The sequence below is a fragment of the Paracoccus aminophilus JCM 7686 genome (assembly GCF_000444995.1).
Classification (GTDB): Bacteria; Pseudomonadota; Alphaproteobacteria; order Rhodobacterales; family Rhodobacteraceae; genus Paracoccus; species Paracoccus aminophilus.
Map to the genome: position 1 here is coordinate 49,751 of NC_022042.1, position 15,087 is coordinate 64,837.

General features: G+C 61.6%; 11 protein-coding genes and 1 pseudogene. 7 read left to right on the forward strand and 5 right to left on the reverse strand.

Annotated elements, in window-relative coordinates; translation table 11 throughout:
- Positions 1-41: 41 nt before the first annotated feature.
- Positions 42-1,334, reverse strand: a complete 1,293-nt coding sequence (locus JCM7686_RS17840; RefSeq protein WP_020952779.1) for a M24 family metallopeptidase — start codon at positions 1,332-1,334, stop codon at positions 42-44.
- A gap of 304 nt (positions 1,335-1,638) precedes the next feature.
- On the reverse strand, positions 1,639-3,081 hold the full coding sequence (locus tag JCM7686_RS17845; RefSeq protein WP_020952780.1) for an aldehyde dehydrogenase family protein: 1,443 nt from the start codon (positions 3,079-3,081) through the stop codon (positions 1,639-1,641).
- A 216-nt stretch (positions 3,082-3,297) separates the two neighbouring features.
- Here JCM7686_RS17845 and JCM7686_RS24970 point away from each other — a divergent pair, with 216 nt between their 5' ends.
- Complete coding sequence (locus JCM7686_RS24970) at positions 3,298-4,482, forward strand: hypothetical protein (RefSeq protein WP_236635900.1); 1,185 nt, start codon at positions 3,298-3,300, stop codon at positions 4,480-4,482.
- A gap of 24 nt (positions 4,483-4,506) precedes the next feature.
- On the opposite strand, the gene JCM7686_RS17855 is transcribed toward JCM7686_RS24970, so the two are convergent.
- On the reverse strand, positions 4,507-5,793 hold the full coding sequence (locus JCM7686_RS17855; protein WP_020952782.1) for an MFS transporter: 1,287 nt from the start codon (positions 5,791-5,793) through the stop codon (positions 4,507-4,509).
- 5 nt (positions 5,794-5,798) lie between these two features.
- Positions 5,799-6,719, reverse strand: coding sequence for a LysR substrate-binding domain-containing protein (locus JCM7686_RS17860; RefSeq protein WP_020952783.1), 921 nt, complete (start codon positions 6,717-6,719; stop codon positions 5,799-5,801).
- A gap of 394 nt (positions 6,720-7,113) precedes the next feature.
- Between JCM7686_RS17860 and JCM7686_RS17865 the strand changes: the two genes are divergently transcribed.
- The 3 genes from JCM7686_RS17865 to JCM7686_RS17875 are packed head-to-tail and all read left to right on the forward strand — an operon-like array spanning position 7,114 to position 10,102.
- Positions 7,114-8,160 (forward strand): ABC transporter substrate-binding protein, encoded by a 1,047-nt coding sequence (locus tag JCM7686_RS17865; protein ID WP_020952784.1) that lies wholly within the window; start codon positions 7,114-7,116, stop codon positions 8,158-8,160.
- A gap of 14 nt (positions 8,161-8,174) precedes the next feature.
- Positions 8,175-9,302, forward strand: a complete 1,128-nt coding sequence (locus tag JCM7686_RS17870) for an ABC transporter ATP-binding protein (RefSeq protein ID WP_236635901.1) — start codon at positions 8,175-8,177, stop codon at positions 9,300-9,302.
- Entirely contained in the window at positions 9,299-10,102 is an 804-nt protein-coding gene (locus JCM7686_RS17875; RefSeq protein ID WP_020952786.1) for a spermidine/putrescine ABC transporter permease, read from the forward strand. Before JCM7686_RS17870 ends, JCM7686_RS17875 begins: the two co-directional genes overlap by 4 nt.
- Here the strand turns inward: JCM7686_RS17875 and JCM7686_RS17880 are convergent.
- Positions 10,099-10,710, reverse strand: a complete 612-nt coding sequence (locus JCM7686_RS17880; protein ID WP_013496757.1) for a recombinase family protein — start codon at positions 10,708-10,710, stop codon at positions 10,099-10,101. The genes JCM7686_RS17875 and JCM7686_RS17880 overlap by 4 nt on opposite strands.
- A gap of 120 nt (positions 10,711-10,830) precedes the next feature.
- On the opposite strand from JCM7686_RS17880, the gene JCM7686_RS17885 reads away from it, so the two are divergent.
- The 3 genes and pseudogenes from JCM7686_RS17885 (at position 10,831) to JCM7686_RS17895 (ending at position 15,043) form a co-directional block, all read left to right on the forward strand.
- Positions 10,831-13,713, forward strand: a complete 2,883-nt coding sequence (locus tag JCM7686_RS17885; protein ID WP_013496756.1) for a Tn3 family transposase — start codon at positions 10,831-10,833, stop codon at positions 13,711-13,713.
- 38 nt (positions 13,714-13,751) lie between these two features.
- A pseudogene (locus tag JCM7686_RS17890) lies at positions 13,752-14,228 on the forward strand (ABC transporter permease); the annotation flags it as partial.
- Positions 14,229-14,233: 5 nt separating this feature from the next.
- On the forward strand, positions 14,234-15,043 hold the full coding sequence (locus tag JCM7686_RS17895) for an ABC transporter permease (RefSeq protein WP_020952788.1): 810 nt from the start codon (positions 14,234-14,236) through the stop codon (positions 15,041-15,043).
- Positions 15,044-15,087: the final 44 nt, after the last annotated feature.

Below are 15,087 nucleotides of genomic sequence, written 5' to 3' on the forward strand. Positions count from 1 at the left end.
GCCCCCGGGGCCGAACAGCCCCGGTTTCGTCGCCGATTGGCTCAGATCTCGCGGCCGAGCAGCTCCTCTTCGAAGGGGAAATCGGACAGGAGCTGATAGCCGTCGCGGGTCACGATGACCTGTTGCTCCAGCTTGACGCCCTCCGAGCCGCCGACCTCGCCGCAATAGCTTTCGCAGCTCAGGACCATGCCTTCCTCGAGCACGCCCTCCTCGCCATATTTCTCGTGATGACCGCGCCCGACGATGGTCGGCCATTGGCCGTAAAGACCGACGCCATGCCAGGTCATCGGCATCATTTGCTGCTTGAACCGCTCGGGCAGATCATAAGCCTTTTCAGACATTTCGCGGAACGTCGCGCCCGCCTTGATCAGTTCGAGATTGTGGTGAAGCTGATCGTAAGAGGTGCGATACAGCGTGCGCTGCTCGCCCGAGGGTCGCCCGCTCGGGCAAAAAAAGGTGCGCGAGACATCGGCATCATAGCCGAAGGGGCCGATCATATCGGTGTCGAGCGCGACCAGCTCGCGCGGGCGCACGATGCGGTCGGTGGCCTCTTGATACCAGGGATTGGTGCGGTGCCCCGAGGACAAAAGCCGTGTGTCGATATATTCGCCGCCGAATTCGACATTGGTCGCCTCAAGGATGCTCCAGAGGCCGATTTCGGTCTTGCCCGGCTCGATCGCCTGTTTGATCCGGTGCAGCGCGACCTCTGCCACCGAGAGCGAGGCCATGATGCATTGCACCTCTTCATCGGATTTGATCGCCTGCGCATCGGACATCATCCGCCCGCCAGAAATCACCTCGATCCCGGCATTTTGCAGATGCAGCCCGGTGAAGTATTCGACGCGGCTGTCGACGGCGAGCCGCCGTTTGCCGACCTTCTGCGGCGGCAGATAGGACATCAGCAGATCGGCAAAGGACTTGCCGCCCGCATAGGTCGAGCCATCGAGATTGTAACGCCCCTTGGCCGACAGTACCATCTCGACGGTTTCGAGGCCTTCGCCAAGATGTTCCGAACCGTGATATTCAAAGAGGATCGCCTTGCCCTCGGCGGGCACGAGCGCGCAGCGGATATTCGCGTGCATCGACCAGGGCTGCATATTCCGCACGCCGGTCGCATAGCGCATGATTACCGGATCGCAGAGCAGGATTGCCGGAACATCGTGCTTGCGCAGCTGCTCCTGGACGCGCCGAAGCCGATAGGCACGCAGCGCGATCATATCCATTTGCGCGGCGCCATGGTCGCTCACCGTCTTGCCGATCGAGGTCCGCGTCAGGGAATTTCGCGAATAACGGGTGGCCTCTGGGTCCGCACGATGCGGTGTCTTCTGATCCATAGCTGGCTGCCTCCGATGCTGGGTTACCCAAAGCCTAGCGCAGCGAAAATGAGACTAGTAGCGCCTATATTTTATCGTTTTCATCTGATTCTTTTATGAATAAATCACCTGCCGGGCTGTTCTGCCGCTGTGATCTATCCGGGGCAGGCCACTTCGGGCATAATCTTGCGAAATCAGAGAAATTCAAGAGAAAAGGGCCAGCAGATCGCTAGCCCTTAAGCGCAGATTATCGAATCTTCCGTTCTATCTGTGATTGTCAGCAGAGTGATTCGCAGACGCAATCTATCGAAACTGGATAAGTGAATTATTGATTTTCGACGATGCCATAGCCGCGGATTCCCTTGATCTCGAGAAACTCCTCAAGTCCGAATTCAGCGCATTCGCGGCCATTCCCGGATTGCTTGAAACCGCCGAAGGGCATGTCCGCGCTCACCGGCGGATAGTTGATATAGATGTTCCCGGCCCGCATCCGCCCGGCGACATTGCGGGCCAGTGCGAGGTCCTTTGATTGAACATAGGCGGCGAGGCCATAAACCGTCGCATTCGCCTCGTCGATGACGGAGTCCACATCGTCATAGGGCAGGATCGACAGGACCGGGCCGAAGATTTCCTCGCGGGCAATCCGCATCTCGGGCGTCACATCGGCGAAAATCGTCGGACGCACGAAACAACCGGCGTCGCGCCCCTCTGGCCGCCCCGGGCCGCCCGCGATCAGACGCGCGCCCTCGGCGATGCCGCTCTCGATCAGCCCTTGGATCTTGTCATATTGCATCCGGCTTGCGACTGGCCCCAACCGGGTCGCGGCATCGTCCTGCATGCCCACGACATAGGACTCGGCCGCGGTTTTCGCGTGGCGCAGTGCCTCGTCATACTGGTCGCGATGAACGAACATCCGGCTCGGCGCGACACAAGACTGGCCGCTGTTGAGATAGCATCCGGCGACGCCTTTCGTGACCGCATCCTCAAGATCGACATCGGGCAGCAGGATATTTGCCGACTTCCCGCCCAGCTCTTGATGAACGCGTTTCACCGTATCGGCGGCCGCTTTCGCCACCTGAATCCCGGCATGAGTCGAGCCGGTGAAGGAGACCATATCGACGCCCGGATGGCGGGAGAGCGCCGCACCGACGCTCGCGCCATCGCCATTCACCAGATTGAAAACGCCCGGCGGCGTGCCCGCAGCCTCCATGATTTCGGCAAAAATGATCGCGCTGAGCGGCGATTGCTCGGCCGGTTTCAAGATCATGGTGCAGCCCGCGCCAATCGCCGGCGCAACCTTGCAGGTGACCTGATTGAGCGGCCAGTTCCAGGGCGTAATCAGCGCGGCAACGCCAATCGCCTCTTTCGTGACCATCGAGGCGCCGCGCGGATCCTCGAACGGGAACCAGCTCAGGATTTCCGCCATCTTCTCGATATGGCTCAGGCCCATGACGACATGACGCTCCTGCGCGAACCAGATCGGCGCGCCCATTTCGCGCGAGACAGCACGGGCGAGATCGTCCTGACGCTTGCGGTATTCGGCGGCAATGCGGTGCAACAGCGCGATCCGATCCGCGCGGCTGCTGCGCGAAAAGCTGGCGAAGGCGCGTGTGGCAGCGGCGACCGCCAGATCGACATCCGTCGCGCTTCCCATCGAGATCTGCGCGAAAGCTTGATCCGTCGCCGGGTCGATGACGTCGAATCGGCGCGGCGTGACCGGGTCCACCCATGCCCCGTCGATGTAGAATTGAAGATCGCGATTACCCATCGGCACCTCCTCCCAAAGCGTGATTTCTGATGTGCAGCCGCGACGCGACGGGACCGGTCAAGCCGTTCTCCCTGCGGTTCAAGATCGTCGCAGCAAGGCAAGAATTTCTTCTTTCAACCATAGAAGTCAAGACGACTTTCCAAAAAAGAAAATGCTCCATACGATAAAAGGCATATCATCAAGAGCACTCGGAGGAGGATGAGGATGGAGAGTGATGTGCTGATTCTGCCGCCCAAGGACATCGCGCGATTGGCGCAGGCCGTGGCCAGCCGCGCCTCGGGCAAGCCCGTGCGGATCGCGCTGCTGCGCGACGCCGAAAGCCGGAAAGCCATGGGACCGATGCCCATTTTCCCGGGAATTGAGATCCTGGCTTTCGATCTGGACACCGACGGCGCCTTCGCCGATTTCGACATTTCGACGCAATCGGCGCGGATCGCTGCAGAGATGGAGGCGGGGGTTCAGGCCTTTCTGGCCGCGAATCGCCCAGATGTCGTGGTCGAGGCGACGGGGCGGGCATTGACCGGGGCGATGGTCTGTCAGGCCGCGCTGGAAAGCGGCTATCCGGTGGTGTCGCTCAATCCACGCACGGATCTCGCCGTTGGGCATTATCTGCGCCACCTGGCCCATGAAAAGGGGCTTCGCTATGTCTTCTGGCAGCCCGACTCCGTCCGCGCCGCGCTTGATCTCAAGGAGGCTTTGGAGGCCTCGGGCCTCGAGATCGTCTCTCTGGGCGCGACCCTTCCGGCCTCGGGTGCGGGCGAGCAGCCGCTGTCTGACGCGGATATCTCGGCGGTGATGATCGAGATGGCGTGCCTTGCGAATGCGACCGGGATTTCGCTGGATCGGCCCGGCATGAACGGCCAGCACTGCCGCCCCGAGGAGCTTGCGGGCTTTTATCGTCCGCTTGAAGAGGGTGGCATTTTCGCGGTGCCCTGTTGCGTCGATTATGCGGTTCTGGACGGGCTTCCCGCCGGAGTTTATGCGGTTGCGAAAGCGCAGGAAACAGAAGGAAAATCAACCGCGTATCGCACGCACTTTACCCCGCTTTCGTCCTGTGCCCATAGCTGGCTTGCCGCACTGGCCGAGGTCTTGGAAGACGGCGCCAAGACCCCCGATCTCGCCTATCGCCCGGTCGCCGATGTCTGCGCGATTGCCCTGCGCGATGTGAAGCCGGGCGAGCGTTTGGCAGGGGCAGGGGCCGCAGATTATCGCGGCATTGCCATGCGTGTCGATGAGATCCGCTGGCGCGAATCCATTCCGATTGGCCTCTTGGAAGGCGCGATGGCCAAGCAGATCATCGAGCCGGATGAGCCGATCGTGCTGGAAAACTGCGTCATCGACCACACCAGCCGCCTTTATGCGCTGCGTGGCCTTCAGGAAAAGCTGCGTCTGGCCAGCTAGGACCAGACGCCGGGGCCGGGCGGTCTATCCCTTGGGATAGACCTCTCGAGCGCGCCAATAAAAAAGGAAGGCAATCGCCGCCTCGGCCGCGAGCAGGCCAAAGACCAGCTGATAGGCTTGAAGCGGATATTCGGGCCCGCTTTCGGTCATCACGGGCTCATAGAAATCAATCAGATAGCCGGTCATCGCTTGGTGAAGAAAGACCCCACCGATCTGGGCCGTATTCATCAAAGTCAGCCCCCGCGCGACATATTCCTTGGGAAAAAGGCTGCGGGAATAGGCGAAGACAAGCGGCCCGAAGGCGCCAAAAAAGCCGAGCCCCGCCAGAAAGAACGGCAAAATGCCTCGCGGGATTTTGGTGAAGGTGAGGGCCAGCAGGAAGAGAAAAGTCACGCTGCTGCCGATCAGAATGGGCTTGCGGTAGCTTTTGAAGCGACGGTCGGACATACCCCAAAGGAAGGTTCCGAGCGCCGCCAAAGCGCCATTTGCCAGCAAAGTATTGCCGCGCTCGACCAGCTCCATCCCATAGATATCATGCAGCCAGGGCCCGCCCCAGAGCCCGAGAATGACCGAAGACGGGCCGACCGTGATGACCTGCATCGCCATGACCGGCGCGAAACCCGGCATGCGGATGACCTGCCCCAGCCCGGCGAAGGAGGACCGTAAAAGCTTGCCAATCTTGTCTTTTTTCCGGGGCTGACGGGGCGCTTCATCCTTCATCGAGAGCGCAATCGCCAGAAACACCACCAGCCCGGCAATCGCCGCCGCCCAGAAAACGCTGCGCCATCCGTAGGTTGCGGCCGCCGAGGCGAGCGGCGCGGTCGCGGCCAGCATCCCCACCATGCCGCCGCCCATCTGGATCCCGATCATCGTCGAGAACCGGCTCGGGGAAAAGCGATGGGCATAGACGGCGAGCGGCGCCATCAGAAAGCTGGAACAGCCCATGCCGATGATCAGCCGCCCGACCGCAAGCTGCACATAAGTTGTGCCGGTCGCGAAGACCGCGCAGCCCGCCAGCATGACCGCGAGCGAGCCCAAAATGACCCGCCTCGGGCCGAAAACATCGACCAGAACCCCAACCGGGATCTGGCAAAGCGCAAAGGAGAGAAAGAAGAAAGACACCAGCCGCGACAGCTCGGTCGCGTTCAGATCGAGCTCGCGCGAGACATCCGGCGCGATGACGCCGACCGAATTGCGCAGGAATGTGCTGAGCATATAGAGCAGCAGGCACGAGGCCACGAGATAGATTGTGCTGCGCGTCAACCCATCCGAGGGGCGCGCGTCCTCCTCTATATCTCCTTGAACTGTCATGGTTTTTAGAACTCCATGAGGCCCTTGGCCTCGTCCAGAATGAGCTCGCGCATCCGGTTGACGCTTGCCAGATTGAGCGTCTCGTCGCTTTGCGCGATCCAGAAGGGATCGCCCGCCGAGGTCCATTGATCTGCCAGCCCGACCAGTCGGCCCTCGCGCAGATAATCAAGGACGAGATAGCTCCAACCAAGAAACGGGCCATGACCCGCAAGTCCCGCCGAAACGACGATTCCATAATCGGTGAACGTGTGGCGCGGCCCTTCCTTCGGCAGCCGTCGCTTGGAATTCAGCGCCCATTGGCTCCAGGTCAGATAGGCGTGGCGCGGGTCGTTGAGATCGATCAGATCGACCGGCGAGAGATCGTCGAGCGGCGCCTCGGCGGACAATTTCGCGCGCACCTCGGGCGTGCAGACCGGCATGACCGACTGCTTGCAGATCCGCCAAGCCTTGCGGCCCGGGAAGCTGCCGGCGCCGCGCGTGAACCAGAGATCAACCATGTCGTGGATCTCTTCCTGGCTCATGTCGGTCGTCAGCACGCGCAGCTTGATCTCGGGCGCGGCCTCTTTGAACCGGGCGAGGCGCGGCATGATCCAATGGGTGGCAAATGAGGACGAGCAGAGCAGCGTCACCGTGTTCGGGTCATTGCGCGCGCGTCGGATCGCTCGGGCCGAGGCCAGAAGCGCCGACATGGTTTCCCGCACCTGCCCCAAGACGACGCGGCCCTCGAAGGTGAGGTCTGTCGCGCGTCCGCGCCGGAGGAAGAGCTTGATGCCCAATCGCTCCTCAAGCGTCTTGATCCGGTAGCTGATCGTCGGCTGCGTGACGTTCAGCTCTTCGGCGGCGGCGGTGAAGCTGCCAAGGCGGACGGCCGCGTCAAAGGCGATGAAGCCCGGGGCATAGAGGTCGAGTTCGCGCAGGTCATCCATAAACGATCTGTCTTCTTTCCATAAAGATGATTCGATTGAGCTATAACATATTTCGGCAGTCTAATAGATTTCGAATTCAGGTCTAGGAGATGTCGGCCGCAGGTGGCATCGCGAACCTGCTTGCGGCTGAGGGGCCGCGCCCGGCATTCTTCTCACTGCGGTAGCTCGGGTCGTGGCGACGTCGATCTGGGGTGTGACGGGCGCGCCGTCCGCCAAGCTCTTGTCCGCCCCGCCTCTCGTCCAAGGCTCATCGGCAAGCGACGCTTCCGGACCTCAAATGGTCGGTTCTGATGAAGTCATAACGAATTTCGATTTCGATATCCCCGCGCCCCTTCATAGGCTTTCCCAAGATCGGCTGGCAGGAGAGGACCCGCCCGCCACGGGGAGGAAACAGATGCAAAAGACCCTTATCGGGCTGGTGGCGATGGCCACCGGTGCAAGCCTGCTTATGCCTGCTGGCGCGATTGCACAGGACAAGCTGTCGATCATGAGCTTCGGCGGCGCCTATCAGGAGGCCGAGCGCAAAGCCGTCTTCGAGCCCTATACCGCCGAGACCGGCATCCGCATCATCGAGCAGGAATATGGCGGCGAGATCGCCAAGATCAAAGCGATGATCGAGGCCGGGAACACCACGCTCGATGTGGTCGATGTCGATGCGCCGACGCTGCGGCAGGGCTGCGACGAAGGAATTTTCGAGATGATCGACTGGCCGAAGATCGGGCCGGAAAGCGAATGGCTCGACGGCACGGCCTCGGAATGCGGGGTCGGCAATATCGTCTATTCGACGATTTTGGCCTATGACACCGAGAAGCTGACCGATGGGCCGAAAACCATCGCCGATCTCTTCGACACCCAGAAATTCCCCGGCAAACGCGGGCTGTGGAAGAACCCGGTCACCAACCTCGAATTCGCGCTCTTGGCCGAGGGCGTGCCGCCCGGCGAGGTCTACGAGACGCTGATGACGCCGGAAGGGCTCGACCGCGCTTTCGCGAAACTCGACACGATCAAGGGCGATATCCTGTGGTGGGAGGCGGGCGCACAAGCGGCCCAGCTTCTGGCCTCGAATGAGGTGGTGATGACCACCGCCTGGAACGGGCGCATCTATGATGCCAACCGCGAGGGCCGCAAATTCGCCATCGTCTGGGACAATCAGATCCTCGATTCGATGTTCTGGACCATTCCGAAAGGCGCCAAGAACATCGACGCCTCGATGGCGTTCATCCATTACGCGGTTGAACCGAAGGTGCTGGCGGCGACGACGAAATACATCCCCTACGGCCCGGTTCGCTCGACCGCCGTCGCTTTCGTCGCGCCCGAGGATGCCGCGAACCTGCCGACCAGCCCCGAGAATATGAAAAGCGCGCTCATGCTCGACAATGGGTTCTGGGGCGATCACGGCGAGGAAATCCGCCGCCGCTTCGTCAACTGGCTCGCGCAGTAAAGGGGGCGGTGGTGATGAATATGGCTGGCAGTTTCACCGAGGCGCACAGGGCCGGGGGGCAACCCCCCTCGGCTGCCCGCGACCGGGTCGAGTTCCGCGCGGTGCAGAAATCCTATGATGGGACCAATCTGGTCGTGCGCGATCTCAATCTTGCGGTGCGCGAGGGCGAGTTTCTGACGATGCTCGGGCCCTCGGGCTCGGGCAAGACCACGACGCTGATGATGCTCGCGGGCTTTGAGCGGCCGACGCTTGGCCAGATCTTGCTGGACGGCAAGCCGGTCGAGGCCTTGCCGCCCGAGCGGCGCAACATCGGCATGGTTTTCCAGAATTACGCGCTTTTCCCGCATATGACCGTGGACGAAAACATCGCTTTCCCGCTGCGCTATCGCGGCATCCGGGGCGAGGCCGCGCGTGAGCGGGTGCGCAAGGCCCGTGCGATGGTCCATCTCGACGCGATGGCGGACCGGCGTCCGGGGCAGCTCTCGGGCGGCCAGCAGCAGCGGGTCGCCTTGGCGCGCGCATTGGTCTTTGAACCAGCGCTCGTCTTGATGGACGAGCCTCTGGGCGCGCTCGACAAGCAGCTGCGCGAGCATATGCAGCGCGAGATCAAGCAGATCCAGACCGAGCTCGGCATCACCATGGTCTATGTCACCCATGACCAATCCGAGGCGCTGAACATGTCCGACCGCATTGCGGTGTTCCATGACGGCGTGATCCAGCAATTGGCTGATCCGGTGACGCTCTACACTCGCCCGGCCAATGCGTTCGTTGCCGGATTCATCGGGGAAAACAACCTGATCCCCTGCCAAAACGCCGAGCCGGGTCTGGTCATTTGTCCCGACGGCACAAGGCTGCGCGCGACCGGCGCGGTAGCCGGGACAGGTCGCAGCTATCTGAGCATCCGCCCCGAGCGGCTGCGCATTCTGCCCGCGCTCAGCGATGTCACCGCGAATGTCTTTGACGCGCGCCTGACCGAGATGGTGTTCCAAGGCGATCACGTCAGCCTGCGCGTCTCGGCCTTGGGGCAAACCGATCTCGCCCTGCGTGCCGATGCTGCCGATCTGCGCGGTCTCGCGCCGGGCGATGCGCTGCGTCTGAGCTGCCGGATCGAGGATTGCCTGATCGTCGGGGACGCACCATGACGCTCGCCGCCGATCTTCCCGCGCTCGCCCGCGCCGTCCGCCGGTCTGACCGGCCCGGACGGCGCACGGCTTTGTCGCTCTCGCTGCCGCTGACCGGCTTCTTGCTGGTCGCTTTCTTTCTGCCCATCGCCTTCCTGCTCGCCGCTGCGATCAAGAACCCCGAGACGCGTCAGGTTCTGCCCGAGACGCTGGTCGCGATGCAGGATTGGGACGGGGTAGGGCTGCCGCCCGACGCGGTCTTTGCCGCCTTTCACGACGATCTCGTCCGCGCGCAGGCCGAGCGCACCGCCGCCATGCTGGGCAAGCGCCTGAATTACGAGCTCTCGGGCAGTCGCAGCGCCGTGGTCGCCGCGAGCCGCCTTGCCGCCAAGACCCCGGCTGAGAGCTTCCGCGCCGAGCTGCTGCAATCGGCGCGGATCTGGACCGAGCCCGCGATTTGGCAGGTGATCCAGCGCAATGGCTCGGCGCAGACGTCCTATTATCTGCTGGCCGCGCTCGATCTGACGCGGGATGCCGAGGGCAAGATCACCCGCGCCGATCCCGATCAGGCGATCTTTCTGTCGGTGCTGGGCCGCACGCTTCTGATCGCGGGCATGGTCACGCTTGGCACCTTGCTGCTGGGTTATCCGGTCGCCTATGTGCTGACGCTGGCGCCGCGCAATGTCGCGAGCCTCATGCTGCTGATGGTGCTCTTGCCGCTCTGGACCTCGCTTTTGGTGCGCACGACGGCTTGGGTGGCGCTCTTGCAGACCGATGGGATCATGGGGTCTGATGCCGGAGAGTGCAGAATCCTACGCTAAGCGCTGAGAACCCGTTTCCCGTAATCGCGTAGATTGCCGTTCGGGTCGACATATCGGTAGAGTGTGACCGGTTTGACCCCCAATTCCTTACAGAGTTCTGAAACCGATGTGTCGCGGCTAGCCATTGCGGCCTGAGCCATGCGGACCTGCGCTTTCGTCAGCGCAAACTTTCTTCCTCCCTTTCGGCCGCGCGCGCGGGCGGCTTGGAGCCCCGCCATCGTGCGTTCGCGGATCAACTCGCTTTCAAATTCGGCAAGCGCAGCAAAGATGCCGAATGAAAGCCTTCCAGCCGCAGTCGTTGTGTCAATCTGCGCCCCTTGCCCGGTGAGAACTTTGAGGCCAACGCCACGCTCGGACAGCATGCTGACGGTTTTGACAAGGTGGTGGAGGCTGCGCCCCAAGCGGTCGAGCTTCCACACGATCAGCACATCCCCCTCACGCAATGCTTTGAGGCAGGCCTCCAGACCGGATCGGTCATCCTTCTTGCCGGACGCCAGATCTGAGTAGATCTGGTCCTCCTCGACGCCGGACGCGATCAATGCATCTCGTTGCAAGTCGAGGGACTGGCTGCCGTCAGCTTTCGAAACCCGCGCATAGCCGATCAGCATGTTTCACAAACGTTCGTTTGAGGTGTTCTGGAAAGCGGCGCGCTTTCGGCCATCCGAACAATTCCTTATTCAATATCTTAATCATCAATACGCAAACCATATGTAGAAAGCAAAAGAAATATGGCGCATCGTACTATCCTCACCGAGCGTCAGCGCTCAGTACTTTTTGATCTTCCGATCGATGAAACGGCGATGTTGCGCCACTACATCCTTGCGGACGACGATCTGGAAATCATCCGCGCCCGCCGCCGCCCCCACAATCGTTTTGGGTTTGCTCTCCAGCTTTGCGCATTGCGCTATCCCGGTCGGTTGTTGACCCCGGGCGAGGTCATTCCAATGGAGATCACGCGCTTCCTGGCTGCACAGCTTGGGCTGAAGTCAGACGATCTGGCTGGATATGCAAGCCGCGAAGAAACGCGTCATGAACATCTGGCGGCCCTGCGGGATCTCTATAGCTACAAGATGTTCACTGGCCGAGGATCGCGCGACCTGAAGGCCTGGCTGGAGAGAACAGCCGAAACTGCCCGGTCGAACGAGGACTTGGCGCGGCGTTTCGTGGAACAATGCCGGGCGACCCAGACCATTCTCCCAGGGATCACGGTTATCGAACGCCTTTGCGCGGATGCACTCGTTGCTGCAGAGCGACGGATCGACGCTCGGATTGCCGACCGGCTGGATGATGAGATGTGCAGCCGACTTGACGCCTTGCTGACGGAAATGGCGGACGGTTCTGTCACCCGCTTTGTCTGGCTGCGCCAGTTTGAGGTGGGCCAGAACTCGGCCGACATGAACCGGCTGCTCGGCCGGTTGGAATTCTTGCAGACCATGGCCGTGGACCGAACCGTCCTGTCGGGTGTGCCGCCCCACCGTATCGCGCGCCTCCGACGGCAAGGTGAACGTTACTTCGCCGGAGATCTGCGGGATATCTCCGGCGACCGCCGCCTTGCCATCCTCGCGGTCTGCGCTCTGGAATGGCGCAGTGCCATTGCCGATGCCGTGGTCGAAAGCCATGACCGGATTGTGGGGAAGACGTGGCGCGAGGCGAAACGCGTATGCGATGCTCGGGCAGATGACGCCAAGGCTGCTTTGAAAGACACCTTGCAGGGCTTCTCAAATTTTGGATCAGCTCTGCTGGAAGCACATGAAGATCAGGCCTCCCTGATCGAGGCCATTCAAAACGCCGGAGGCTGGTCATCGCTGAGGGGGCTTGTTTCCACCGCCGCCCAACTGACCGACACATTGGCGGCTGATCCACTGGCACATGTTGTTCACGGGTATCATCGCTTCCGACGCTATGCGCCGCGCATGCTCCGGGCGCTCGATATTCAGGCGGCCCCGGTGGCCGAACCGTTGCTTGCCGCCGCCGACATCGTCGCGGGTACGGAAACGACAACTACCCGGCCACTGACCTTTCTGCGCCGGGCTTCGAAATGGCATCGACACTTGAATCACGACGATGGGAACCGGCTTTGGGAGGTGGCGGTCCTGTGCCACCTACGCGACGCATTCCGTGCCGGCGACATCTGGCTCGCACATTCCCGCCGGTATGGTGATCTCAAGGACGCGCTGGTTCCGACGGAAGTTGCCAGGGCCACGCCAAAACTGGCCATGCCGTTTGAACCGGAGCTCTGGCTCGCGGATCGAAAATCTCGCCTAGCAGATGGCTTGGAACGACTGGCCCGCGCCGCCAGGGCGGGTGCCATTCCGGGAGGTTCTATCGAAGATGGCGTGCTCAAGATCGACCGTCTGACGGCCGCTGTCCCCGAAGAGGCCGATGCCATGGTGCTCGATCTCTACAACCGCCTGCCAGAGATCAGGATCACAGACCTCCTGCTCGAAGTGGATGACGAGATCGGCTTTACCGAGGCCTTCACCCATCTGCGCACCGGCGTTCCATGCAAAGACAGGGTCGGCATGTTGAACGTGCTGCTGGCTGAGGGGCTGAACCTTGGCCTCAGCAAAATGGCTGGGGCCACGAACACCCATGATTATTTCCAGCTCTCGCGCTTGTCGCGCTGGCATGTGGAAAGCGAGGCGATGGCACGCGCCTTGGCCATGGTGATCGAAGGTCAATCTGCCTTGCCGATGGCCCGGTTTTGGGGCGCAGGGCAGACCGCTTCGAGCGACGGGCAATTCTTCCCGACCACGCGCCAGGGCGAGGCGATGAACCTGATCAACGCCAAATACGGCCATGAACCCGGTCTGAAAGCCTATACCCATGTCTCTGACCAGTTCGGCCCTTTCGCCACCCAGACCATCCCGGCCACGGTGAACGAGGCCCCTTACATCCTGGACGGCCTGTTGATGACAGACGCAGGTCAGAAAATCCGCGAACAGTATGCCGACACGGGCGGCTTTACCGACCACGTCTTCGCCGTCACTGCCCTTCTGGGCTTTCAGTTCATCCCCCGCATCCGGGATCTGCCATCCAAGCGCCTCTACCTCTTCAATCCGGCATCCTGCCCGAAAGAATTGAAGGGGTTGATCGGCGGCAAGGTCAGGGAACCTGTCATCAGCTCGAACTGGCCCGACATCCTACGCGCAGCGGCCACCATGGTGGCGGGCGCGATGCCGCCAAGCCAACTCTTGCGAAAATTCGCTGCATATCCCCGACAGCATGAACTTGCGGTCGCATTGCGCGAAATCGGCCGGATCGAACGGACGCTGTTCATCATCGATTGGCTGCTGGATGCCGACATGCAACGCCGTGCCCAAATCGGCCTGAATAAGGGCGAAGCGCATCATGCGCTGAAAAACGCCCTGCGCATAGGGCGCCAAGGTGAAATCCGTGATCGAACAGCCCAAGGCCAGCACTTCCGAATGGCCGGGCTGAACCTCCTCGCCGCCATCATCATTTACTGGAACACCAGACATCTCGGTCACGCTGTCGATAGTCGCCGCAGTGATGGTTTGGACTGCTCAGCAAACCTTCTGGCGCATATTTCACCCCTCGGGTGGGCGCACATCCTTCTCACCGGTGAATACAGGTGGCCCAAAAGATGACCAAACGGCCTTAGCGTAGGATTCTGCACTCTCCGGCATCAGACCCCATCATCAATGATCTGCTGCTCTTTCTGGGTCTGACCAGCGAGCGGTTGCAGCTGATCTTCACCCGGCTTGGCACGGTGACGGCGATGATCCATATCCAGCTGCCCTTCACCATCCTGCCGATCTACAGCGTCATGCGCGCGGTCAATCCCAGCCATCTGCGCGCGGCGCGCTCGTTGGGGGCGGGGCCCTTCGCGGCCTTCTGGCGCGTCTATGCGCCCCAGACTTTGCCGGGTGTCGTCGCGGGGTGCCTGATGACCTTCATCCTCTCGCTTGGCTATTATATCACGCCCGCGCTGGTCGGGGGGCCGAATGATCAGATGGTCTCGAACCTGATCTCGATCTACATCAACCGCGAGCTGAACTGGGGTATGGCCGCCGCGCTTGGCGTCGTCCTGCTGTCGGTCACGCTGGCCATTTACCTGCTCTTCCTGCGCCTTGTCGGGGCAGAGCGCATTCGTCTGGGGTGACGATCATGTGGCTTCCTTCCTATGCAACCCCGGCCGAGCGCATCGGCCGGACCCTGATCGTCCTGACCGCCGTGCTGGTCTTGCTGTTTCTGGTCCTGCCGCTCTTCGTGGTCGTGCCCTTGTCGCTCTCGCATGACCCGTTCTTCAGCTTCCCGATCGAGCAATATTCGCTGCGCTGGTATCGCGATTTCTTCGCCAATGAGCGTTGGCTGACCTCGATTGCAAACAGCCTTGTCGTGGCAAGCGCGACCACGGTGCTGGCGACTACGCTTGGCACTTTGGCGGCGCTTGGTCTGTCGCGGCCGGATTTTCCGGCGCGGCGGCTGGTCATGGCGCTGCTGATTTCGCCGATGATCGTGCCGGTGGTGATCGTCGCGGTCGGGGCTTATCTCTTCTTCGGCAAGCTCGGCCTCACCGATACGAAACCGGGGCTGATCTTGGCCCATACCGCGCTTGCGACGCCCTTCGTGGTGATTACCGTGACGGCGGTGCTCTCGACCTATGACAGCAATCTGTCACGGGCGGCGCGCAGCCTTGGCGCCTCGCCGGTCTCGACCTTCTTTCGTGTGACCTTGCCTGCGATCCTGCCCGGCATGGTCTCGGGCGCGATCTTCGCCTTTGCGACCTCGTTTGACGAGGTGGTGATCGCGCTTTTCCTGACCGGTGCCGAGCAGCGCACGCTGCCCGTCCAAATGTTCTCGGGCATCCGCGACCAGATCAACCCGACGATAATGGTGGCGGCGACGATGCTGCTGGTTCTCTCGACCTTGCTCTTTGTCCTCGTCATCTTGCTGACGCGGAAGCGGAAAGGCTAAATCCGAGCTGGCCGGGACCGAGGTTCTGGCCAGCTCGATCCAGA